Origin of the sequence: Bacillus sp. YKCMOAS1, assembly GCF_030268125.1 — a bacterium.
Classification (GTDB): Bacteria; Bacillota; Bacilli; order Bacillales; family Bacillaceae; genus Bacillus; species Bacillus safensis.
The window spans coordinates 412340-434708 of the sequence record NZ_BSEI01000001.1 but is presented as its reverse complement, the minus strand read 5'-3'; the positions used below and the strand labels follow the sequence as shown (position 1 = coordinate 434708).

Annotated in this window: 27 protein-coding genes; 25 read left to right on the top strand and 2 right to left on the bottom strand. The window is 38.8% G+C overall.

Features of this window, described 5'->3' with window-relative positions; all coding sequences use genetic code 11:
- Positions 1-40: 40 nt before the first annotated feature.
- The 4 genes from tuaF to QSJ46_RS02280 all read left to right on the top strand — a co-directional run bounded on the left by tuaF (position 41) and on the right by QSJ46_RS02280 (position 3916).
- Entirely contained in the window at positions 41-718 is a 678-nt protein-coding gene (gene tuaF, locus QSJ46_RS02295) for a teichuronic acid biosynthesis protein TuaF (RefSeq protein WP_285604215.1), read from the top strand.
- 24 nt (positions 719-742) lie between these two features.
- Positions 743-1498 (top strand): teichuronic acid biosynthesis protein TuaG, encoded by a 756-nt coding sequence (gene tuaG, locus QSJ46_RS02290; protein ID WP_212039647.1) that lies wholly within the window; start codon positions 743-745, stop codon positions 1496-1498.
- A gap of 16 nt (positions 1499-1514) precedes the next feature.
- The gene (gene tuaH, locus QSJ46_RS02285) at positions 1515-2714 is read left to right on the top strand and encodes a teichuronic acid biosynthesis protein TuaH (RefSeq protein WP_483298722.1); all 1200 of its coding nucleotides are present in this window, start codon (positions 1515-1517) and stop codon (positions 2712-2714) included.
- 134 nt (positions 2715-2848) lie between these two features.
- Entirely contained in the window at positions 2849-3916 is a 1068-nt protein-coding gene (locus tag QSJ46_RS02280; RefSeq protein ID WP_034660156.1) for a glycosyltransferase family 4 protein, read from the top strand.
- Between the two features lie 36 nt (positions 3917-3952).
- Here QSJ46_RS02280 and QSJ46_RS02275 read toward each other — a convergent pair whose 3' ends face one another.
- Positions 3953-5044 carry an LCP family protein gene (locus QSJ46_RS02275; RefSeq protein WP_285604214.1) on the bottom strand — a complete coding sequence of 364 codons (1092 nt, stop codon included), beginning with the start codon at positions 5042-5044 and terminating at the stop codon, positions 3953-3955.
- Positions 5029-5697, bottom strand: a complete 669-nt coding sequence (locus QSJ46_RS02270) for a YigZ family protein (RefSeq protein ID WP_012011434.1) — start codon at positions 5695-5697, stop codon at positions 5029-5031. Before QSJ46_RS02270 ends, QSJ46_RS02275 begins: the two co-directional genes overlap by 16 nt.
- 221 nt (positions 5698-5918) lie before the next feature.
- On the opposite strand from QSJ46_RS02270, the gene degS reads away from it, so the two are divergent.
- The 21 genes from degS to hpf all read left to right on the top strand — a co-directional run bounded on the left by degS (position 5919) and on the right by hpf (position 22208).
- The gene (gene degS / locus QSJ46_RS02265) at positions 5919-7094 is read left to right on the top strand and encodes a two-component sensor histidine kinase DegS (protein WP_003213166.1); all 1176 of its coding nucleotides are present in this window, start codon (positions 5919-5921) and stop codon (positions 7092-7094) included.
- Positions 7095-7158: 64 nt separating this feature from the next.
- On the top strand, positions 7159-7848 hold the full coding sequence (degU, locus tag QSJ46_RS02260; RefSeq protein WP_008348273.1) for a two-component system response regulator DegU: 690 nt from the start codon (positions 7159-7161) through the stop codon (positions 7846-7848).
- A gap of 216 nt (positions 7849-8064) precedes the next feature.
- Positions 8065-8907, top strand: coding sequence for a DegV family protein (locus QSJ46_RS02255; RefSeq protein WP_047201877.1), 843 nt, complete (start codon positions 8065-8067; stop codon positions 8905-8907).
- 120 nt (positions 8908-9027) lie between these two features.
- Positions 9028-10425 carry an ATP-dependent helicase ComFA gene (locus QSJ46_RS02250; protein WP_285604213.1) on the top strand — a complete coding sequence of 466 codons (1398 nt, stop codon included), beginning with the start codon at positions 9028-9030 and terminating at the stop codon, positions 10423-10425.
- Between the two features lie 49 nt (positions 10426-10474).
- The gene (comFB, locus tag QSJ46_RS02245; protein ID WP_047201875.1) at positions 10475-10768 is read left to right on the top strand and encodes a late competence protein ComFB; all 294 of its coding nucleotides are present in this window, start codon (positions 10475-10477) and stop codon (positions 10766-10768) included.
- A gap of 26 nt (positions 10769-10794) precedes the next feature.
- Entirely contained in the window at positions 10795-11451 is a 657-nt protein-coding gene (locus QSJ46_RS02240) for a ComF family protein (RefSeq protein WP_235435992.1), read from the top strand.
- A 56-nt stretch (positions 11452-11507) separates the two neighbouring features.
- The gene (locus QSJ46_RS02235) at positions 11508-11927 is read left to right on the top strand and encodes a TIGR03826 family flagellar region protein (RefSeq protein WP_039181808.1); all 420 of its coding nucleotides are present in this window, start codon (positions 11508-11510) and stop codon (positions 11925-11927) included.
- Positions 11928-12006: 79 nt separating this feature from the next.
- Complete coding sequence (flgM, locus tag QSJ46_RS02230; RefSeq protein ID WP_024423620.1) at positions 12007-12270, top strand: flagellar biosynthesis anti-sigma factor FlgM; 264 nt, start codon at positions 12007-12009, stop codon at positions 12268-12270.
- An 18-nt stretch (positions 12271-12288) separates the two neighbouring features.
- A complete protein-coding gene (locus QSJ46_RS02225) occupies positions 12289-12771 on the top strand; it encodes a flagellar protein FlgN (RefSeq protein ID WP_047201874.1) in 483 nt (160 codons plus the stop codon).
- 15 nt (positions 12772-12786) lie between these two features.
- Positions 12787-14307: a flagellar hook-associated protein FlgK gene (gene flgK, locus QSJ46_RS02220; RefSeq protein ID WP_041088045.1), complete on the top strand. Its 1521-nt coding sequence runs from the start codon at positions 12787-12789 to the stop codon at positions 14305-14307.
- A 9-nt stretch (positions 14308-14316) separates the two neighbouring features.
- On the top strand, positions 14317-15225 hold the full coding sequence (gene flgL / locus QSJ46_RS02215; RefSeq protein ID WP_107162998.1) for a flagellar hook-associated protein FlgL: 909 nt from the start codon (positions 14317-14319) through the stop codon (positions 15223-15225).
- Between the two features lie 46 nt (positions 15226-15271).
- Positions 15272-15850 (top strand): DUF6470 family protein, encoded by a 579-nt coding sequence (locus QSJ46_RS02210; protein ID WP_047201872.1) that lies wholly within the window; start codon positions 15272-15274, stop codon positions 15848-15850.
- 28 nt (positions 15851-15878) lie between these two features.
- Positions 15879-16313, top strand: a complete 435-nt coding sequence (gene fliW / locus QSJ46_RS02205) for a flagellar assembly protein FliW (protein ID WP_107162999.1) — start codon at positions 15879-15881, stop codon at positions 16311-16313.
- Positions 16307-16531 (top strand): carbon storage regulator CsrA, encoded by a 225-nt coding sequence (gene csrA / locus QSJ46_RS02200; RefSeq protein WP_008360181.1) that lies wholly within the window; start codon positions 16307-16309, stop codon positions 16529-16531. Before fliW ends, csrA begins: the two co-directional genes overlap by 7 nt.
- Before the next feature lie 160 nt (positions 16532-16691).
- Positions 16692-17033: a flagellar protein FlaG gene (gene flaG / locus QSJ46_RS02195; RefSeq protein WP_039181788.1), complete on the top strand. Its 342-nt coding sequence runs from the start codon at positions 16692-16694 to the stop codon at positions 17031-17033.
- A 20-nt stretch (positions 17034-17053) separates the two neighbouring features.
- Entirely contained in the window at positions 17054-18583 is a 1530-nt protein-coding gene (locus tag QSJ46_RS02190; protein ID WP_285604212.1) for a flagellar hook-associated protein 2, read from the top strand.
- Positions 18584-18600: 17 nt separating this feature from the next.
- Positions 18601-19005, top strand: a complete 405-nt coding sequence (fliS, locus tag QSJ46_RS02185; RefSeq protein ID WP_024423612.1) for a flagellar export chaperone FliS — start codon at positions 18601-18603, stop codon at positions 19003-19005.
- Positions 19002-19343, top strand: a complete 342-nt coding sequence (gene fliT / locus QSJ46_RS02180; RefSeq protein WP_107163001.1) for a flagella biosynthesis regulatory protein FliT — start codon at positions 19002-19004, stop codon at positions 19341-19343. Before fliS ends, fliT begins: the two co-directional genes overlap by 4 nt.
- A 13-nt stretch (positions 19344-19356) precedes the next feature.
- A complete protein-coding gene (locus QSJ46_RS02175; RefSeq protein ID WP_039181775.1) occupies positions 19357-19737 on the top strand; it encodes a DUF8042 domain-containing protein in 381 nt (126 codons plus the stop codon).
- A gap of 33 nt (positions 19738-19770) precedes the next feature.
- Positions 19771-21456: a methyl-accepting chemotaxis protein gene (locus QSJ46_RS02170; RefSeq protein ID WP_285604211.1), complete on the top strand. Its 1686-nt coding sequence runs from the start codon at positions 19771-19773 to the stop codon at positions 21454-21456.
- A gap of 188 nt (positions 21457-21644) precedes the next feature.
- Positions 21645-22208 (top strand): ribosome hibernation-promoting factor, HPF/YfiA family, encoded by a 564-nt coding sequence (hpf, locus tag QSJ46_RS02165; protein WP_024423608.1) that lies wholly within the window; start codon positions 21645-21647, stop codon positions 22206-22208.
- Positions 22209-22369 lie beyond the last annotated feature (161 nt).

Here is a 22369-nt window from a genome sequence, read left to right as displayed (position 1 = left end):
CTAGTGAAAAAGCAAATACGTCAATGTTGGGAGAATGAACATGTCTGGTTTCATATCTAGAATAGGGAAGCGAATCAAAAAGTATATCGTATGGCTCGTGCTGCTGCCTGTCGTATTAGGCGCTTTTGGATTCTTTTTTGCCAAAGGAACAACGCAGCAGTCTAGTTACACAGCTGCTGTTACTCTCACGCTCGGTAAATATGATGACGGAGTGTATAACAATATAGCTGAAGTGACATCTCTATTAAAAAGCGATGCATTTCTGAATGAAGCGCTCAGTGACATCAAAGAAGAAGAAAGGCAGGATGTGAAAAGCCGCCTCATCCTCACCAATCAATCAGATACACAATTACAGCTGTCCTTCACAGATGCTGAGAAGGATCATGCTTTAGCTGTCGTGAAGCAGGTGTCAGATACATTTCTGAAGCAAGACAAAGCATTATTTACAAAAAGGCAGCAGGTGATTGAAAGTAGATTATCTGCTTTAAAAGACGAATCTGTCAGCAACGATTCCAAAGTAGATAAAGAACGATTCCTATATGAATTGGAGTCTACAAAGCTTGGAATGAAGCAGGCGAAGATTGTTGACCCTGCTCAAGTTCTTGATGAAGGCAATAAAGGCATGTCAGCGAAAAAGCGTACACTGCTTGGGCTTGTCATTGGCTTTAGTATCTCACTCATGTTTGTGGTCTTGCCCGAAGTGTTCAAAGAATCTTAGTGATGAACTGGAGATGAGTCTTAGGTGAACAATCAACCGTTAGTATCAATCATTACACCGGCCTATAATGCGGAACGTTATTTAACGGATACAGTTCATTCCGTCCTTGCCCAAACCTATTCCAATTGGGAACTGATCATCGCAGACGATTGTTCAACAGATGGAACAAGGAAGCTGCTTGGGGACTTAAGTGAAGCAGACGACAGAATCAACGTCATTTATTTAGAGAAAAATGGGGGAGCCGCCATCGCTAGAAATACAGCCATCAAAAAGGCAAAAGGCCGCTTTATTGCTTTTTTAGACAGCGATGATAAGTGGAAAGAGACGAAGCTCGAAAAGCAGGTAGACTTCATGCTGACAAATGATTATGCCTTTACATTCACGGCATATGATATTATCGCAGAAAATGGAGAACGATTAGAAAAAACCGTTACTGCACCAGCAAGATTAACTTATGATGAAGCTTTGAAAAATACCATTATCGGCTGTTTAACGGTGATGCTTGATGTACAGAAGATCGGACATATAGAAATGCCGAACATCCGCACAAGACAGGATTTAGCTACGTGGCTGTCCATATTAAAAAGAGGATTTACAGCCTATGGTATGAGTGAACCGCTCAGTGAATACCGCATCGTTGGAAACTCGATCTCTAGTAACAAGTGGAAAGCAGCGAAAAAAACGTGGTTCGTCTACAGAGAAATTGAGCAGCTTCATTTTGTCAAAGCATCTTGGTGTTTTATGCACTATGCGACAAATGCTGTGAAGAAGCGCTTATAAACAGAAGGGAAAAAAGGTGATAAAGGTGAAAGCAGACTCGATCATACATGTTATCGTAGCGACAGGAGAATGGGGACAGGACGGTTTGAGGTACAGACGGCATCGACTGGCGGAATTTCTAGCATCTGATCCAGAAACGAAAGAGGTCATCTGGGTATGCCCATCTGCATCCCGTCATAAAGCTCCCTTTCAGTCCATAACCGATCGAATGAAGCAATTGACCATTCCTGATGTGCTTAAGAGCAAATTTTTTCGCTTTGGCCGATATCAAGACATGTTCTATATTCATAAATTGTCCCCTCTTCTTGAGCATTTGCGGCAGGAGGAAAAGAAGGGGATCGCTGTTTGCTTATGGTATACGTTTCCGGGCTTTCCGCTCTTATCTTCTTTATTTGAATGGAAACATATTGTCTATGACTGCAGTGACCTGTGGGGAGAGCCGATAAGCGGCAAAAATAATTTGCTTTCTTATATGAGGCAGCGTGTCATTGTCAAAGCAGAAAATCGAATTATCAAATACGTACACAGCATTACATGCTCTTCTCAATACTTACACGATCAAATTAAAAAACGTCTCATGGGTGAACCGAAAGATGTCTTTACAGTGGAAAATGGCGTTGAGTACGATGTGTTTGCCAAAAGCAATCTCCCATGTAAGGAGGATGTGCTGGGGGGAAGAGAAGGAACTGTTCTTGGTTTTATTGGAGGCATCAAGCCGAAGCTGGATTTTGACATGATAGCAGAAGCTGCTCGCATGCAGCCTGATTGGACATTTTTATTTGTCGGTCCGGATGGAACAAATGGCGATCCATCTTTTCAGCATGCACTTAAACTGCCAAATGTGATTTGGACAGGTGCTGTTGCACCAGAAGAAGTGCCTGCGTATATGAAGCTGATTGATGTAGGCATGATGCCATACAAACAATCTCCTTACAATCAAGCCGTGTTCCCACTCAAGCTATATGAATTTTTAGCCGCAGGAATACCGGTTGTCGGTTTAAATCTTCCGTCAACGGAAAGGCTAAAAGAGAATGATGTGTATGAATATTTAGAGGGCGAAGATCCTGCGCTCTTCGTAGAAGCCTGCCAAAAAGTGATCAGCAAAAAAGACGACATGGACTATAGACATCTAAGACAAAGCCGTGCGAAGAAAAAAGATTGGCACGCGCTGTTCACAAACATGGTGGAACTAACGAATATTAAAGAAAACGCATAATTCATCAGGGATTGTGCGTTTTTATTTGTTTCTTCTTCATAGGGGGAGCTTGTGATCATCCTCTATTCAATTGTATAATGGAAAGAGCGGCCAATATACAAAATACAGATTTCAATTTAGAAGGAGACTGACCTATGGATTACGAACGCGCCTTATTAGCGTTTTTTGTCTCTCTGGCTACAGTTTTAATTGTGACACCAATCGTCAAAAAGTTTGCAATTAAGATTGGTGCAGTGGACCAGCCGAATAAACGAAAAGTTCATGATAAAGTAATGCCTCGAATGGGCGGTTTGGCAATTTTTATTGGGGTAGCGGCTGGAGCATTAGCAGGCGGGCTGTTTCTACATAATAAAATTACAGCAATTTCAGTTGGTGCCGTACTTATCGTCATTCTAGGTATATTTGATGATAAATATAATTTAAGTGCAAAATTTAAATTTCTCGTACAAGTTCTTGTTGCTTGTCTGATTGTAAGCACAGGCTTAAAAATGGACTTTTTCTCTGTTCCTTTCTTAACAGATCGAATTGAGTTAGGCTGGATGGCATATCCCCTAACCGTGTTATGGATTGTCGGAATCACAAATGCCATTAATTTAATTGACGGCCTTGATGGACTGGCTGCCGGTATTTCTGTCATCGGTTTATCAACCATTGCCGTGATGGCATTTTCAGCTGATAAAATTTTGATTCTTTCTTTATCCCTTGTTGTCATTGGCAGTACCATCGGCTTTCTTTTTTACAACTTTCATCCGGCGAAGATTTTTATGGGTGACACCGGTTCGCTTTTTTTAGGCTATATGATTTCGGTACTGTCACTATTAGGGCTATACAAAAGTGTCACTTTGTTTAGTGTTGTTGTTCCAGTGATCATCTTAGGTGTCCCAATTTTCGATACCACCTTTGCCATCATTAGACGAATATTAAACAAACAGCCGATCTCAGCACCTGACAAGTCTCATATTCATCATAGACTGATGGCCTTTGGCTTGTCCCATCGCATGGCTGTCATCGTGATTTATATGATTGGATTAGTCTTTAGTCTAAGTGCGATTTTGCTGACAAGCGCCACCATTTGGTTATCACTGATCATTATCTTTTTACTGGTCATGTTCATGCAAGTGATTGCGGAAGTCACAGGCTTGGTGAATGAAGAGTTCAAACCATTTACGAAATTTTATAAACGAATGGTCAAAAGACAATAAAAAACAGCCCGTTCCTAGGAACTGGGCTGTTTTTTATTATTGTCCAGGGGTGCTGGTGGAAGAGTTAGTTGTATCACTTGTCCCTGTTTCATCAGAGGGCGGATTGGTTTGTGAATCTGTTTCAGTTGAAGATTCAGTAGGAAGCTTTAAATGGGTCCGTAATTCATATTGGACGTTAGCTAGATTGGTTGGATCTGGCTCAAAGTAATACGTCCGATTTGGACCTAAGTAAAGGTCTTTTCCTTTAATAGAAAGTGTTTCTGTGTCGTCTCCTTTAAACCCGCTGTAGATTTGCTGAAGCGCAAGACCTTCTGTGATACGGAAATTGGTCGTAATGTGATCACTGACCTCTTTAGCGATGTTATCGACGTTCGCAATGTTATTTGGCTTCGCCATTTGATCAATCATTGCGCGTAAAATTTGTTTCTGACGATCGTTGCGTCCGAAATCACCGCGTGGATCTTGTTTTCTCATCCGTGCGTAAGCAAGAGCTTCTTCCCCGTTTAAATGCATATTGCCTTTTTTGAAGTAAATCTTTTTCGATTTTTTAACATCACTTTTTTCATTGAAGTCAAATGGAACATCGATATCAATTCCGCCGACTTCATCGATGACATCTTTAAACCCGTCAAAATCAACGGTCGCATACTTATCAATCGGAATATGCAAGAATTGTTCGACAGTTTCAATCGTTTCGTCTTTACCACCTTTAGCAAATGCTGCATTGATCTTTTCTTTACTTCCTGTCGTATCACTTGCAAGCTGTACGCGTGTGTCACGAGGGATACTAACCATTTTCATCGTTTTGTCTTGAGGGTTAATCGTTGCGACAATGAGTGAATCTGAACGGCCGTGATCACCCTTTGTGGCATAATCCTCAATTCCGACAAATAATACAGAGAAAGGTTTTTTCTTAATATCAATGACAGCATCACGAAGATTCGATTTCTCTCCGCGATCTAGTTCATCATATGTTTTGTCAGCAGCTTGAAGAGTATTGACGATTTTATATACTGCGAATCCGCCCATGCAGATGATAAGTAGCAAAAATAAGACCAGAATACGTTTGATAATTCTTTTCTTCTTACTCTTTTTCTTTCGTACACGCACTTTTACTCGTTGTGCCATTCATCTGTCTCCTTTATCGGACCAATGTCCTTTTCTAAATAAATCAATTCGCCTTCTTTTGTAACACTCTTTCCATTTGTCAGCTCAGTCATCCACTCAATGAACTGCTCTGTTTGTGTTTCTTCGACATATGTCTCAAAAATAACATCTTCTGCATAATGGATTTCTTTTAGCTGAAAAGATGAGGCTCTAAGCTCATTCTCTACCTTTCCAAGCCATGTATAATCTATTGTTGTGTGCATTGTACGCATTAAACAGCGCTCTACCATTCCAACATGGTTGATCGCTTCTGATACAGATTTTCCGTAGGCACGAATCAATCCACCGGCACCTAGCTTGATACCGCCGAAATAACGAGTGACCACAACAACTGTATCTTTCAGCTTCCGTTTTTTTAGCACTTCAAGCATTGGCACACCTGCTGTACCACTTGGTTCACCATCATCATTCGCTTTTTGAATGAGATCATGTTCACCAATGAGATAGGCTGAACAATTATGTGTGGCATTCCAATGTTGTTTTTTAATGGATTGTATAAATGCTTGTGCTTCTTCTTCTGAGACAGCACGCTGTATATGACAAATAAAACGTGATTTTTCAATGACGATCTCATGCTCGCCACGACTTTTTACTGTAAGATAGCGATTCAGCAAAAGACATACCCTCCTGACAAGCAAATTGTAAGACTAGTGAAAATTTGCATTGGTTTTAGAATTTTACAGCGTATTTTGTTATGATGATAGGAGCGGAAAAAGGGTCGTCATAAAAACTTCAAGATTTATACGCATTCTTTCATTATAATTCGACATAAAATGCAGATCAATGACATTTATAATAAAAAAAGATGACATCACTGTTACGGGAGGGAAAAGCCATGACAACACCCAAAATGGATCCAAAATTATTGGATTCAATCATCATGAAAATGCTAAGTACAGTTGATGGCAGCAAGGACGAAGTATTTAGAATAGGCGAACAGTCCCGTCAACAATATGAAAGCCTAGTAGAAGAGCTGAAGCAAATCAAGCAGCAAGTAAACGAAGTAATTGATTTTGGGGATAAGCTGGAAGTCCATACAAGACATGCTAGAAATCGCTTATCTGAGGTCAGCAGAAACTTCAACAAATTCAGCGAAGAAGAAATACGTGAGGCCTACGAAAAAGCACATAACTTGCAGGTGGAACTCACCATGATTCAGCAGCGCGAGAAGCAGCTGAGAGAAAGAAGAGACGATCTTGAAAGACGATTATTAAGCTTGCAAGACGTCATAGAACGCTCTGAAACCCTTGTGAGTCAGATTACAGTTGTTCTCAACTATCTCAACCAGGATTTACGCCAGGTCGGCGTTTTACTTGAAGATGCTCAGGCAAAACAAGATTTTGGGCTCAGAATTATTGAAGCCCAAGAAGAAGAACGCAAAAGAGTGTCTCGGGAAATTCATGACGGCCCTGCTCAAATGCTGGCAAACGTGATGATGCGTTCCGAATTAATTGAACGGATTTTTAGAGACCGCGGTACAGAAGAAGGCTTTAAAGAAATTAGAAGTCTCAGACAAAATGTGCGAAATGCACTGTACGAAGTGAGAAGAATCATTTATGATTTAAGACCGATGGCTTTAGATGATTTGGGTCTGATTCCAACACTGAGAAAATACTTAAACACAATTGAAGAATATGATGGGAAAACCAAAATTACGTTCCAATGCCTAGGTGATACAGAAAGCGAAAGAATTGCTTCTCAATTTGAAGTAGCACTGTTTAGACTAGCCCAAGAAGCTGTCACAAATTCATTAAAGCATTCTGAAGCTGAAGAAATCTCTGTCAAAGTAGAAGTAACGAAAGACTTTGTGACCTTAATTATTAAAGACGATGGAAAAGGCTTTGATATGAAAGATGTGAAAACAAACAAAAACAAATCCTTCGGTTTACTTGGCATGAAAGAACGCGTAGACTTACTGGAAGGTAAAATGACCATAGACTCAAAAATAGGTCTAGGGACATTCATCATGATTCGCGTGCCGCTAACATTGCAAAATAAAATTGTAAAATAGAGTCAAAAGACATATTGACCATAAAGTTCAGGTGTAGAACAATAAACATGGGGAGGCGTAGCTTGTGACTAAAGTAAATATTGTAATTATTGATGACCACCAATTATTCCGTGAAGGTGTCAAACGGATTTTAGATTTTGAACCTACTTTTGAAGTAGTTGCAGAAGGAGACGACGGTGACGAAGCTGCACGTATCGTAGAACACTATCATCCGGATGTTGTCATTATGGACATTAATATGCCGAATGTAAATGGTGTAGAGGCTACAAAGCAGCTTGTTGAGCTTTATCCCGAATCAAAAGTCATTATTCTATCTATTCATGATGATGAAAACTATGTAACACATGCATTGAAAACAGGAGCGAGAGGCTACCTGTTAAAAGAAATGGATGCAGACACACTTATCGAAGCAGTGAAAGTTGTAGCTGACGGAGGCTCTTATTTACATCCGAAAGTCACTCATAATTTAGTAAATGAATTCCGACGCCTAGCAACTAGCGGCGTTTCAGCACATCCACAGCACGAGGTATATCCTGAAATTCGCAGACCACTTCATATCTTAACTAGACGTGAATGCGAAGTTCTTCAAATGTTAGCTGACGGAAAGAGCAACAGAGGAATTGGTGAATCGCTCTTTATTAGTGAGAAAACAGTCAAAAACCACGTGAGTAACATTTTGCAAAAAATGAATGTAAACGACCGTACACAAGCTGTTGTTGTAGCAATTAAAAACGGCTGGGTAGAAATGAGATAATGTTCCGGACAAGTACTCCTTTTTCGCCTGTTTTTTGTTCTCTCACATTTTAGCTGGAGGGAAACGATAGACAGGGTAAGGAGTCTTTTTCGGATATAGCGGGCTTGCCTATTGATTAGGCAGGCTTTTTTGATTACTATTATAAATCTAATGAAAAAATGATCATTCTTTTAAAATAAAAAAGAGTAACTTAACGAATAAGGAAGGTATTTAAGAATGAAAATAGCCGTTGTAACAGACAGTACTGCTTATCTACCACAAGAGCTACGTGATAAATATAATATTCATATGATCCCCCTCAACGTCATCTTTGGCAGTGAATCATACCGTGAAGAAATAGAAATGGATTGGAAGACATATTATGAAGAAATAAAAAAACACAAAGATCTTCCAACAACATCTCAGCCTGCTTTTGGTGAATTAATAGCCTTATATGAAAAACTAAGTGAAACATACGACGCCGTGATTAGTATTCACCTTTCAAGTGGAATTAGTGGAACGTATAATAGTGCTGCCTCAGCGAATGATCTAGTTGACGGGATTGATATTTACCCGTTTGATACAGAAACAAGTTGTATGGCACAAGGTTTTTATGTGTTAGAAGCTGCTGAAAAAATCCAAGAAGGTGCTTCTTTAGAAGAAGTGTTAGCACATCTAAATTACCTGAAAGAAAGTCAGCGGGCGTATTTTATGGTAGACGATTTAACTCATTTGCAAAGAGGCGGCAGATTAAATGGTGCACAGGCTTTTATTGGAAGCCTCTTAAAGGTAAAGCCTATTCTGCATTTTGACAACAAGCTAATTGTCCCTTTTGAGAAGATTCGCACACGTAAAAAAGCCATTTCACGTATTTTTGAATTATTTGATGAAGATGCATCACGTGGTGTTCCGATGAGAGCAACACTGATACATGGTAATAGAGAAGAAGAAGCAGAAGAATTAATTGCGCACTTATCAGAAAAATATCCTCATGTTGAATTTTATAAAAGCTACTTTGGTGCCGTGATCGGCACCCATCTAGGTGAAGGCTCTTTAGCTCTTGGCTGGGTGATTAGATAATTCCTAAAAAACTTCTTTTCTTATGGAAAAGGGGTTTTGTTTTTCTATTTTACCCGTTGGACGAAAGGTCATGTCTTTGCGCATAATAGGCAAACATCAATTGAAAGGTGTTTGGTGAAGTTGAATATGGACAAAGCAATGGAACTAATGCGGCAGCTGCATTCACGCCATCTGCTCACCGCCGAAACAAGGTGCTCACAGTACAAATTGGATTGGCTGGAGGAGAAGGGCTTAGTCAATCGAACACTTGCGATTGAGAGGAAAGTAAATGGTTTTACATGCTGCCGGTGCGGTGTATCACGCAAGCGGTACTTTGCTCACTCTCCATGTGAAGTGTGTCAAAAGGATTGTGTGTACTGTAGATCATGCATCATGATGGGAAAAGCAACTGAATGTGGGTTTCTTTATGAATGGACAGGTCCACAAATGGTAGAAACATATCAAGCTGAATTAACATGGCAGGGAGAGCTGTCTAAAGGACAAAAAAGAGCGTCAGAAAGAATGATTGAAGCTATCAAAAGCAAATTTGATCTACTTGTTTGGGCGGTTTGCGGGGCAGGGAAAACGGAGGTGCTTTTTCACGGAATCGAATATGCGTTAAATCAAGGAATGAGTGTCTGTATTGCGACACCTAGAACAGATGTTGTGCTTGAACTCGAACCACGACTTAGAAAAGCATTTCAGGGGATGACAATAGCTGTACTTTATGGAGGCAGTTCTCAAAGGTTTCAGATTGCACCGCTTGTAATTGCCACAACCCATCAGCTGATGAGGTACAAAAATGCATTTGATGTGCTCATTGTAGATGAAGTCGATGCCTTTCCTTATTCAATGGATGAACGTCTCCAATTTGCTGTTCTAAAGGCGATGAGAAAGAACGGAGGGGTTAGGATTTATTTAAGTGCGACACCCTCTAAAAAAATGACGAGAGAGGTTTCTAGTGGAAAACTGGAAGCGATAAAAATTCCTCTGCGTTTTCATAAACAACCATTACCCGTACCGACCTTTCATTGGATTGGACATTGGAAAAAGAAATTAAAAAAGAATCAGCTGCCCACTAAAGTGATGAATTGGATGCAGAGACATATTGCAAATAAGAGAAGAATATTACTTTTTGTTCCTTCAATCGCTACCATGAAGAAGGTAACGAAGATTCTTCGAGAACACTCCTTAAACGTGGAGGGAGTATCTGCTGATGATCCAGATAGGAAACAAAAGGTTCAGCACTTTAGAGCTTACGTATACGATGTACTTGTTACAACCACTATTCTAGAAAGAGGCGTAACCATTCCAAATGTTCAAGTGGGGGTATTAGGTTCGGAATCTACTATTTTTACAGAAAGTGCACTTGTTCAGATTTCTGGAAGAGTAGGCAGACATCCGGAGTATTGTACAGGAGACGTTTTCTTTTTTCATTTTGGTTTAACGAAAAGTATGAAACAAGCAAAGAAGCATATCGTAATAATGAATGCTACGGCTGCAAAAGAGTTTTCTGAAAAACAGTGTGGGTTCAACTAAATCATGGTACATTATATTCACAATACACAAATGGCAGGAGAGACAAAATATGCTACTCAATGCAAAAGAAATACTACTCAAGGAAATTCTCAATCAATATCTCAACCAATTAAACATGATTTGTCATTGTGAAAAGTGTATGGAAGATGTATTAGCAATTTCACTGAATCAAGTGAAACCACAATATATAACAGATATCGATAAAATATCTTACAGTAAATCTGAGATGGTGGATAAACAGAAGAATACTGCTATGCTGGTTATTCTGACAGAAGCAGCTTCCAAGGTTTCCGCATTTCCAAGGTGTGAAAATCGTCTGCTGCTGAACAAGGGACCCAATTGATTTGCCAAATTTGTGAGGGGCATTTTGTGCCTGCTTTTACATGGAAATCATTCCTACTATTAAATGATGATCGTCTTTGTGTAGCATGTAAGAATGACTTAGTAAAGATTGAGCGTCCTATTTGTCCAACGTGTGGAAGGGCGCAGTCAAATGACCAAATGTGCCAGGACTGTGATAGATGGAATGAACGCCCTGATTCTACTAAAGTCCTTGTGAAAAATAGGTCAGTTTATACTTACAATGAGTTGATGAAAGATGTCCTTGCTCGCTTTAAATTTCGGGGTGATACGGCTTTAGTTGAGCTGTTTAAACGAGATGTACAATCAGCATTTAAACATTCCTTCAGCATAAAAGAACCATTGCTGATTCCGATCCCTTTAAGTCATGAAAGACTAAAAGAAAGAGGATTTAATCAGTCCGTCATCATCGCTTCCTTGATAGGTAAGCCAATATTGCAGCCACTCGTGAAAATACATCAAAGTAAGCAGTCCAAAAAAAAGAAAAATGAACGCCTAGATCAAAAAGGATTGTTTCAAATAAAGCATACAGATGTGATTGTTCAAAGGGATATTATATTAGTTGATGATATCTATACAACGGGAGCAACCATTTATGATGCAGCAAGAATTTTAAAAGACGCAGGTGCCAAAAGTGTTTCTTCTTTTACGTTGATACGTAGTTAAAAATCATGATAATTAACCGATAATAAGTAAAGAAAATAACGTAAGGGGTTTTGGTTATGAATCAATTGGCAAACTGTCCACAATGTAATCAGCTATTTTTAAAAACCACCATCCAAACGGTTTGTAACAAATGCTATGAAGAAGAAGAACGTTCTTTTGATATCGTATATAAATTCTTGAGGAAGCAAAGTAATAGACAATCAACCATTGCTGAAATAGTAGATGCAACTGAAGTTGATGAAGAATTAATCTTGAAATTTATTCGTTTGAAAAGACTGCAAATTAGTCAATTTCCGAATATTAATTATCCTTGTGAAAGATGTGGCAAAGCGATCAGGAAAAACAAGCTATGCAGCCAATGTGAACAGGATATTCATTCGCAAATCAGCCAAATGAACCAAGAAGAAGAGCGTAAAAGGGAGATTGAATCTAGGAAAAAAGACACCTATTATGCCATTAATCCTAAAAACGACTGATTCCCTAAACTAAGTTGCAGTTTGGTCGATAAAATGGATAGAATCAAGACAGACTGTAACGGAAAGCGAGAGGAATCCCGTGAAAATTAATCGATATGGAACACAACCAGTAAATCCTTACAAGAAAACATATGAGAAACAAACGTTGCAATCGAATCAAGCAAAATCAACTGATAAAGTCGAAATTTCTAAAAAGGCAATCGAAATGCAAAAGGTGCCGAATATTATGAGAGAACGTCAAGATAAAATTGACCAAATTAAAAAAAGCATTGAAGCCGGAACATATCAAGTAGATACAAAAGGCATTGCAGATAAAATGCTGAATTTTTATAAACAACAATAACAAAAGGGAGCAGCGTGAATGTCAGTTAAAATAATTATTGAAGAACTGCATCGTCTCTATGGATTGCATGAACAGCTTTTAAAGTTGTCTAAGGATAAAACAGAAATGCTGAAAAGCAATGAGATTGATGCTCTTTCAGAGGTTCTGAATTTAGAGCAAAAGTATATTCAGGCCATTTCTCAATTAGAAGAAAAACGAATTGAAGCGACCGTTCAATTTTTACAAAGTGATCAATCACCAACCATCACTGCATGTATCGAAAAGGCTGAAGGTACAGATCAAGAAGAGCTCATTTCATTATATGAGAAACTAAATGACATCATGGTGGAACTAAAAGATGTAAATGAACTGAACAAGCAGCTTATTCAGCAGTCACTTCAATTTATTTCACTGACATTCGATCTCGTTAACCCTAATAAAGAAAATTTGAATTACGGACAAAATGGTCTTGAGAGTTCAAAGCCTAAACAGCAAAGGGCTTTGTTTGATTCAAAGGCGTAAACAAGGAGGATACCAATGGGTTCTACATTCATGGGACTAGAAACGGCAAAAAGAGGAATCACAGCCCAGCGTGCAGGGCTTTATGTCACATCAAACAACGTCTCCAATGCAAATACGGAGGGCTACTCAAGACAAAGAGTGACCTTTAAAGCAGAAAATCCTTATCCAGTCCTTTCTGTTTATGATGGAAAGACGTATGGTCAAATGGGGACAGGTGTACAAGTTGGAACGGTTGAAAGAATTCGAGACAGCTTTTTAGATCTACAATATAGAGATCATAACAACAACTTGTCTTACTACTCAACGAAGTCAGATGCCCTTTCACAGATGGAAGGGGTTATGAATGATTTGACGGATGAAGGCTTGAACAGAGCTTTTGATAACCTATGGAAATCATTACAGGTCTTATCAGAAACAAAAAATGCTGATACAGCTTCTGCACGTACAGTTGTTAAAACAAGTGCACAGGCTCTAGTTGACCAATTCCGTCTGCTCAATTCTTCTTTAACAACGGTACAAAAGAATTTGAAAACGGAACTCGATTCAACTGCCAAAGATGTAAACACTCTTTTATCTCAAATAGATGAAGTGAACAAACAGATTGCAGCAGTTGAGCCAAATGGATATCTTCCAAATGATCTTTATGACACACGTGATACTTTGGTAGATCAATTATCCTCACTTGTTGATATTAAGGTCAGCTACAATCCACCTGGCGGTAATGCACTTAAAATTGCTGAAGGAACTGTCAACATCGACATTATCGGTGCAAATGGACAATCTGCTGGAAACATTTTGAATGGTATTACAAATGAAAAGTCTGAACTGCAAATCTCTTACGATAATACAACGGGACTTGTTAACTCACTTCAATTCGGAACAACAACTATTGCAGCGGATCAATTACAAGTAAACGGTAAAGTAAAAGCACTTGTTGAGGCTTATGGCTACATGTCAAATGGTGCTGAAAAAGGCATGTATCCAGATATGCTTGCAGAGCTGGATGAAGTAGCACAAGTATTCATGGATACATTTAACGATGTACATAAGCAGGGGTACACGTTAACTGGTGCAAGTGGACAAGACTTTTTTGATATCGAGAATAACAATGAATTAAATAAAGGTTTGGCAGCTCGTATTAAAGTGAGCGATGTCATTTTAGCATCAACAGATAATATTGCAGCATCTCTCAATCAAACTCAAGGTGACGGTTCGAATGCTACGAAATTAGCTAATATACAAGACTTAAAATTACCAATCGGAGGAAATACAACGACCATTCAGGATTATTACCAAAATGTCATTGCTGAGATGGGGGTACAAGGGAAAAAGAACATGACGCTTGAAAGCAGTTCAGCTGCTCTTGTCAATTCAGCCAATGAACGTAGAATGTCGACTAGCGCTGTCTCCATCGATGAAGAAATGACGAATATGATCCAATTCCAGCATGCATATAATGCGGCTGCGAGAATTATGACATTACAAGATGAAGTACTGGATAAAGTAATAAACGGCATGGGTGTCGTAGGAAGGTAGGGATAACGGATGCGAGTCACACAAGGTATGATTTCTCAAAACTCACTTCGAAATATTAGTAAAAGTTATGAAAAACTTTCTAAGATTAATGAGCAGGCACAAACAGGAAGACGTTTCACGAATACGTCAGATGATCCTGTTGCAGCAGTAAAAAGCCTTCAATATAGTACTGCCTTGTTTCGAAATGAACAGTATAAAAATAACTTAAATGAAGCACAAAACTGGATTGATACATCTGAAACAAGTGTCACTGAAATTATTGATATTATGTCAAATATACGAGATAAAGTGCTTGATGCGGCAAACGGAACAAAGCAGCCAGAAGATTTAGCAGCTATCGGAGTGGAAATTGGTCAGATGAAGAATCAAATCATCGATGCAATGAACACTCAAATGCTAGGTAAGTTTGTATTTAATGGAACAAGTACAAATGTCAAGCCAGTTGTTGAGAATGCAGACGGTACGTATACATTTAACTTCGAAAATTATACAGATGCAAATGCTGTTCAAGCGAACATTTCTGATGGGATTACTTTAAATGTAAACTCAAATCCAATCTCAGCGTTTGGTGGACAGGCCAACGGTCAAAATGTCATTGAAATGCTGACTGATTTAGAAAATTCATTGAAAAATGGAACATTCGCGAATTCTGATGATGCATTAGGAAGTATCGATCAGTTTAAAGAAGTGATGAGTGCTGAGCGATCTGACCTAGGAGCGCGTTCGAATCGTGTTGACTTAGTAGGAAGTCGTTTGACTTCACAATACCAAGTATTGAAAAATGCTAAATCAGATAATGAAGATGTTGAAAGTGAAAAGGCCATTCTTGATCTTCTTCAACAAGAGACGGTGAATAGAGCTGCTTTAGCGACAACAGCTAAAGTCATTCAGCCATCCCTTGTTGATTTCTTAAGATAATAAAAAGCATCCGATGGGTGCTTTTTTGCATCATGGAGGTGAACATATGCAAATCCCTAAATTGTTAATGCAGCAAACCTATGCAAAGCTTCAAATGTCGACTACTCCTTCTAGGCAAGAAGTAGAGCAGCCACGAGCGGACCTTGAGATTCAGCAGCCGCGAGCTGTCATGGATATCAAAAAGACACCATCGAAATTAACCATTGATCAAACTGAGGCATTTGCCGATATGGACATCAAGTCGATTTTTAGACGTTCTGAGGAATGGGCAGCTGAGGGGAAACGTGCTGTTGGAGAAGGAATTGGCCGAAGAGCGGAAGAAGGAAGTGAACTTATCAAGATCGAGAATGGTGGAAATGCGATTGCTGAGTTTGCCAAGATCAACGGCAGTCCTCCAGCAAAACAATTCACCATTGGTGTGATACCTTCATTCTTTAGTGTGAAAATTCACTATCAGCCTTCTGAGCTTCAAATTGATGTGGAGCCTCAAAAAGCTGTCATAGAGGCAACACCTCATAAACCAATCGTTAACTATCAGCCAGGTAAGGTCAATATTGATATGTTACAATACCCAGAATTAAAAATAGAAGTTGACGAAACGGGCCATAATGGTGATAAGGTATAGTAAAGAAAAACAAAAAAGGTCGTGAATTATGATCATTCAAACAAAATACCATGGTGAAGTGACAATCAAAGAGGAGCAAATCATCAACTTCTCTAACGGGATACCAGGATTTCTGGATCAAAAACAGTTTGTCATTTTGCCTTTATCAGAAGAATCTCCGTTTTTAGTTCTTCAATCATTGAAAAACGCAGCATTGGGCTTTATCGTCAGCAGTCCGTTTTTATTCTTCAATGAATACGAATTTGATTTAGACGAAACGGTTGTAGACATTCTGGAAGTAGAAGATGCCAATGATGTGGAAGTAATGGTTATTTTAACAATGGAATCATCTATTGAAAAAACAACAGCTAATTTAAGAGCGCCTATTATTGTGAACCGGAAAAACATGAAAGCCAAGCAGGTGATTTTGCATGATTCAGCCTATCATACAAAACATTTGTTAGAGGTGGCATCCTCATGTTAGTGCTGTCTCGTAAATTAAACCAATCAATTCAAATAGGCGATGATATTGAAGTCAAGATTATTTCAATCGAAGGCGATCAAGTGAAAGTCGGGATTGAGGCTCCTAAGCACATTGATATTCACAGGAAAGAAGTGTACCTGTCTATTCAAGAAGAGAACAATCGTGCTGCGAGCTTATCCTTAGATCTCCTCTCTCAATTATCCTCACAAAAAAAGTGAGGATTTTTTATTGCATTCAGCTGTCCTTCTCCGTGTGAAAGCGTTTCGATACAGATGTTCATGATCTATAGGAAACTTTAACAAATCGGTCCATCTATATTTAATTTGCAAATTCAAAGCCGATATAAAAGATAGATTAAAGCACAGGAGCTGAATAACTATGTCTGTTGGTAAGTTGACATCGCTAGAGCCAATTATCGATGCATTTCAAACCCGTGTTTCTAATAACCAGAATGACAATGTAAACTCTGACTCACAAGCAAATGGCAGGGCTGTTTCAAAAGAAGAAATTGAAAAAACGCTTCAAGGTGCAAACAAGCTGATTGAACCTACTCAATTTCATCTTCAATTTGAATTACATGAAAAACTCAATGAATATTATGTCAAAGTCGTAGATAACCAAACAGAAGAAGTTATTAGAGAAATTCCTTCCAAGGAATGGCTTGATTTCTATGCGGCAATGACAGAAATTGTCGGTTTATTTGTAGATAAAAGAATGTAAATGAAGGGAGAACATAAACAATGGTCAATCGTATTACTGGATTTTCAAATGTGTTCGATATTGATGAAATCGTATCAAAGCTGATGAAAACGGAGCAGGCACCACTTGATAAAATGACACGCCAGAAACAAACACTTGAATGGCAAAGAGACAGCTATCGCGAGGTTAACTCGAAAATCAAAGAATTAGATGATTTGATCAACAGTTTAAACTTAACGCGTCCAACTACATATGGCGCAAAAAAGGTAACAAGCTCTAATGAATCTGCTGTCACAGCAACTGGGTCAACAAATGCGACCTCTAGCTCTATTCATGTCACTCAACTAGCGACAGCTTCTGTCTTCAAATCCTCTGGTACATCTGGATTTACACCAGCAAATGGCACGTTTACGTTTGAAGTGACGACACCAGATTCAACAAAACCGAAAATGGTGACGATCAATACCTCTGATTCCGATACAATCGATGACATCGTGAAAAAGCTGAACAGCGCGCAATTAGGTGTGACGGCTTACAAAGGCCAAATCTCTGATGGCACTAACTACGTGGATACAATTGCTCTTACTTCTCGGACAACTGGTGAGGGTGTCAGTATTAAAGCAGCTGATGGCAATTCGGCTTCATTTTTAACGCAATTAGGCTTCCAAGTAGATGGAGATAACAAATTAGTTGCGACCACTCAAGGACAGAAGGCGCAATACGAGATTAATGGTCTGAAAATGGAAAATAACAACAATACATTCACACAGGCTGATATTACGTACGAACTTAAAGGAACAACGGATCAGCCTGTCAGCTTAAACGTTTCAACAGATGTGGATGCAATCTATGACAAAATTAAACAATTTGTTGATAAATACAATGAGCTCGTTGAGCAGATTAATGGTAAAGTCAATGAAAAGAAAAACAGAGACTATCAGCCATTAACGGCTGAAGAGAAAAAAGGGATGTCTGAAAAAGAAATAGAGCTATGGGAAACGACTGCGAAGTCTGGCTTGCTGAGAAGTGATTCCATTTTACGATCTGGTGCCTCTAAAATAAGAAGTGATTTGTATGCTAATATTACGACAAGTGATGCGAATAAAATCCAACTCACACAAATCGGTATTGAGACATCATCCAAGTATAAAGATGGCGGAAAGCTGGAATTTAGTAAGGATATAAATGGAGTAGAGAAATTAAGAAAAGCCATTGAAGAAGACCCGGAGAAAGTCAGACAAATGTTTATCTCGGGTAGTTTAAATGTGGATTCAAAAGATAAAGACAAAGCACAGCAGCAATATCAAGAACAAGGAATCATTTATCGTGTCAAAAATTCCTTAACTGCCTTCACGAAGAGCATTCAAACAAAGGCGGGAAGCACAACAATGGAATTAAAGGAATACGGACTTGGTAAGGACCTTGATTCTTTGACAAAACGAATGAGTACATTCCAAGATCGTTTAAAAATGGTTGAAGCCCGTTACTACAAAAAGTTTAACGCCATGGATAGTGCAATTCAAAAGCTAAACAACCAATCTGGCTACCTTTCTCAACTGCTTGGACAATAATTGGAGGTTTATAACATATGGCAATACAGAACCCTTATGCCGCCTATCAGAAAAATTCTATTGAGACCGCAACACCTGCCGAGTTGACGCTTATGCTTTATGAAGGCTGCTTAAAGTTCATTAGAATAGCGAAGCATGCCATTCAAAAAGAGGATGCAGAAACGAGAAACTTGAACCTGAAAAAGGCTCAAAACATCATTCAAGAATTAAATGTCACCTTAAATCGTTCCTATGACGTATCAAAGAGTATGGCAAGTATGTATGATTACATTTATCGCAGACTAATAGAAGCTAATCTTCAAAATGACGAAGAGATTTTGAATGAAGTAGAAGAGTACGTAACTGATTTCCGTGATGCGTGGAAGGAAGTCATTCAAACCGATCGAAAAGGCCGTCACCACTCTATCGGTGGCTCTCTATGAGTATTGTGGACCAGCTGCATGAACAAACATTAAAAATGGCAGCCGAAATAGCGGAAAATCCGCAAAGTGAAACACTTGTTGAAGACTTTGATGCCTTTTTAATTGAGAGAGACGAATTAATGAGAGATATACAGCATGAATTGACGGATCAAGAAAAAGAGAAAATCCGAGAAATCATACAAACAGATCAACAGATGGCGAAACAATTAACGGTTATCCAAAATGGGATAAAAGCAGATATTCAAGCCATTCAAAAAAAGAAAACAAAACAGCTGAATTATCAAAATCCATACCAGCCCATAACAAGTGACGGCGTATACTACGATAAACGGAAATAAATAGGTGAGACCTGTGGCGTATCGTTCAAATGACTATATTTTATTAACCACATATTATGAACTTCTATATACGATAGAAGAGAGTCTAAAATATCTAGATGAAATTGAGAAGGATTTTGACAAAACAGAAGGGGATCGGATCTTTAATGATCTGATCCATGCCTTCTTTCATTTAGACACAACACACCCCCTTCTGCTTTCAATTATAGAAAATGAACACTTTGCCAAAACGATTCGTTCGTTTGATCAAATATTTTTAAGTTTTGATATACTAGCTTTCTATACATTCCCTTCAAATCACTTCCAATCATTCCTGAAATCATATTTTATACCTGAATATAGAAAGTGGATGGATGAAATACATGCCTGTATGAGGCCGTATGTCATTCATTAATTTTTGTCCAATTCAGACCATTCGGAGGAAATTATGAGACTAAAAAATCAATTTTTATTTGGGCTTATTGTCATATGTGTATTGTTTGTCAGTATGTTAGGATTCTCAAGCTTTCTCTATTACAAAACAGATCAATCCTATAAAGCGTTATTAAGCAAGGAAGTGAAGCTTTATCAGACCTCGCTGGAATTAGAGGCGCTTCTGCAAAAGCAGGAAGCACAGATTAAAACATATGTCGTCGTCCAAGATGCAGAAAATTTGCAGAAAATTGAGCAAACATATGAAGATATTAATAAGAAAACAACAGAAGCTTCGAAATTAAGTACGGTCAAACAAGCAAAAAATCTATTAGATCAAATCTCAGAAAAAAATTATCTCTACTACACCTCAACGAATCGATTATTTAATTCATTAAATATGCAAAATCAAAAAGAATTCAACACCCGCCTCACTCAAGAATTACAACCTATCGAACAAGAAATACATACCTTTACAAAAGAATTCGCTCAAAACCAGCTAAAACAACGTGATCAAAAAATCAATCAGCTTAATCAAGATAGTAATCAATTATTGCTTACACTCATTTTGGTCAGTGCTGGGATTATTATTGGCTTTCTGGTGATTGGTGTCAGATTCGTTCATCGCATGACAAAACCAATTGTTTCTGTCACAAATGCCGCAAGAAGGATGGCAGATGGTGACCTGACCCTTGAAGAGATTGAAGTGACCTCTAAAAATGAGATTGGTCAGCTCGGCACAGCCTTTAATCAAATGACAGCTCATTTGCGTCAGCTTATTTTGCAGGTGCAAAGCGGATCAAGACAGCTTGCTGATTCTGCTGCTCAATTTGAGGAAACCATCAGTCAAACGATATCGGCTAGTGAGCAGACATCTAGCTCGATCGAACAGGTCAGTGAAGCTTCACGTGAACAATCAGATGCGGTCGGAAAAGTCGCCTCTGCCATTCAAGAAGTATCGACTGGCATGCAAAATGCAGCTGTACACACGTCCGATGTTTCGGGTCACTCAATTTCAGTGACTGAAAAGGCTGAAGAGGGTGCCGCTCTTATTCAACAATTTGTGAAACAAATGAGTTCTATTAAAGAGTCTGTGAATGAACACCATTCCACAATGGCCAATGTACAAGCGCAGTTTACAGGCATTCAAGGTCTGTTAGGTCATATCCATGCCATTGCTGACCAGACGAATTTACTTGCTTTAAACGCAGCTATAGAAGCAGCAAGAGCGGGAGAACATGGAAGAGGTTTTGCAGTTGTAGCAGATGAAGTGAGGAAGCTGGCAGAAGAATCTAGTCAGCTGACAGATCAAATTAGTCAATTACTCGAGAACGTGAACAAAGATACAGAAAGGTCATCGCAATCGATGACGAAGGTTGAGCGGGATGTAGCAGAGGGTGTAAAAGTATCACAATTATCTGAACAGAGCTTCCATGAAATCCTGGAATCTATTCGTGATATTTCAATGAAAGCCGAAGAGCTGTCAGCCACTGCAGAACAAATTTCTGCTAGTACAGAGGAAATTTCTCAAACGGTTGGTGTCATTGAAGAAGGAGCCAAACGAAACTCAGAAGAGACGGAGTACATGTCTGCTGCTGTTGAAGAATCATTAGCGGCAAATGAAGAAATGAAAGCCGCTGCGGAGGATTTAAAATCCTTGTCTCAATCGCTGAAAACATCGATTTCATCTTTTACCATTTAATGTGCGCTGGTCTTTTTCAAGAATCAGCCGAATATATATTCATCACCTATCAAGAAACAGTTGAAGCACCGCAAAATTCGACAAATTTCAATAAATATTCACATTTTTTTTACGTTTGAGCAGGAGAAAAGGAGGGAAAAGTAGAAATAGGTTTACATATCCTTAATTTTAAAGGAGGCGTTCTTTACATGAATTACAATGTCAGAGGAGAAAACATCGACGTAACACCTGCACTAAGAGATCATGTCGAGAAAAAAATTGGAAAGCTGGAGCGTTATTTTGAGACAGATGTTGATGCTTCAGTCAACGTGAACTTGAAGTTTTACAACGATCAAGAATCTAAAGTTGAGGTTACCATTCCAATGACTGATCTAGCACTTCGAGCTGAGGTGCATAATGAGGATATGTACAATGCAGTAGACCTAGCAGCCAGTAAATTAGAACGTCAAATTAGAAAGCACAAAACAAAAGTAAACCGTAAATTCCGAGAGCAAGGTGCCAAAAAGCACTTATTTGCTGGAGGAAATGGTACGGCTGAAGTAGCGGTTCAAGATGACGAAGAGATTGATGAAACAGAAATCGTCAGACAAAAACGTTTCAACTTAAAGCCGATGGATAGCGAAGAGGCCATTCTCCAAATGAACATGTTAGGTCATAGTTTCTTCGTTTTCACAAATGCTGAGACAAATTTGACCAATGTGGTTTATCGCCGAAATGACGGTAAATATGGACTCATTGAGCCAAACGCTTAAATATCAGTTGATGCTGATTCAAAAACAACCTAAATAAAGTAAACCCGTTCCTTTCATAAGGGGCGGGTTTTTTGTGCGAAATTATGGCAAATTCTTTGGAAATGAAAGAAGGTATGGTATGATAAATGCAGGTAAATATGGACCTGTCAAACTTTTGGACA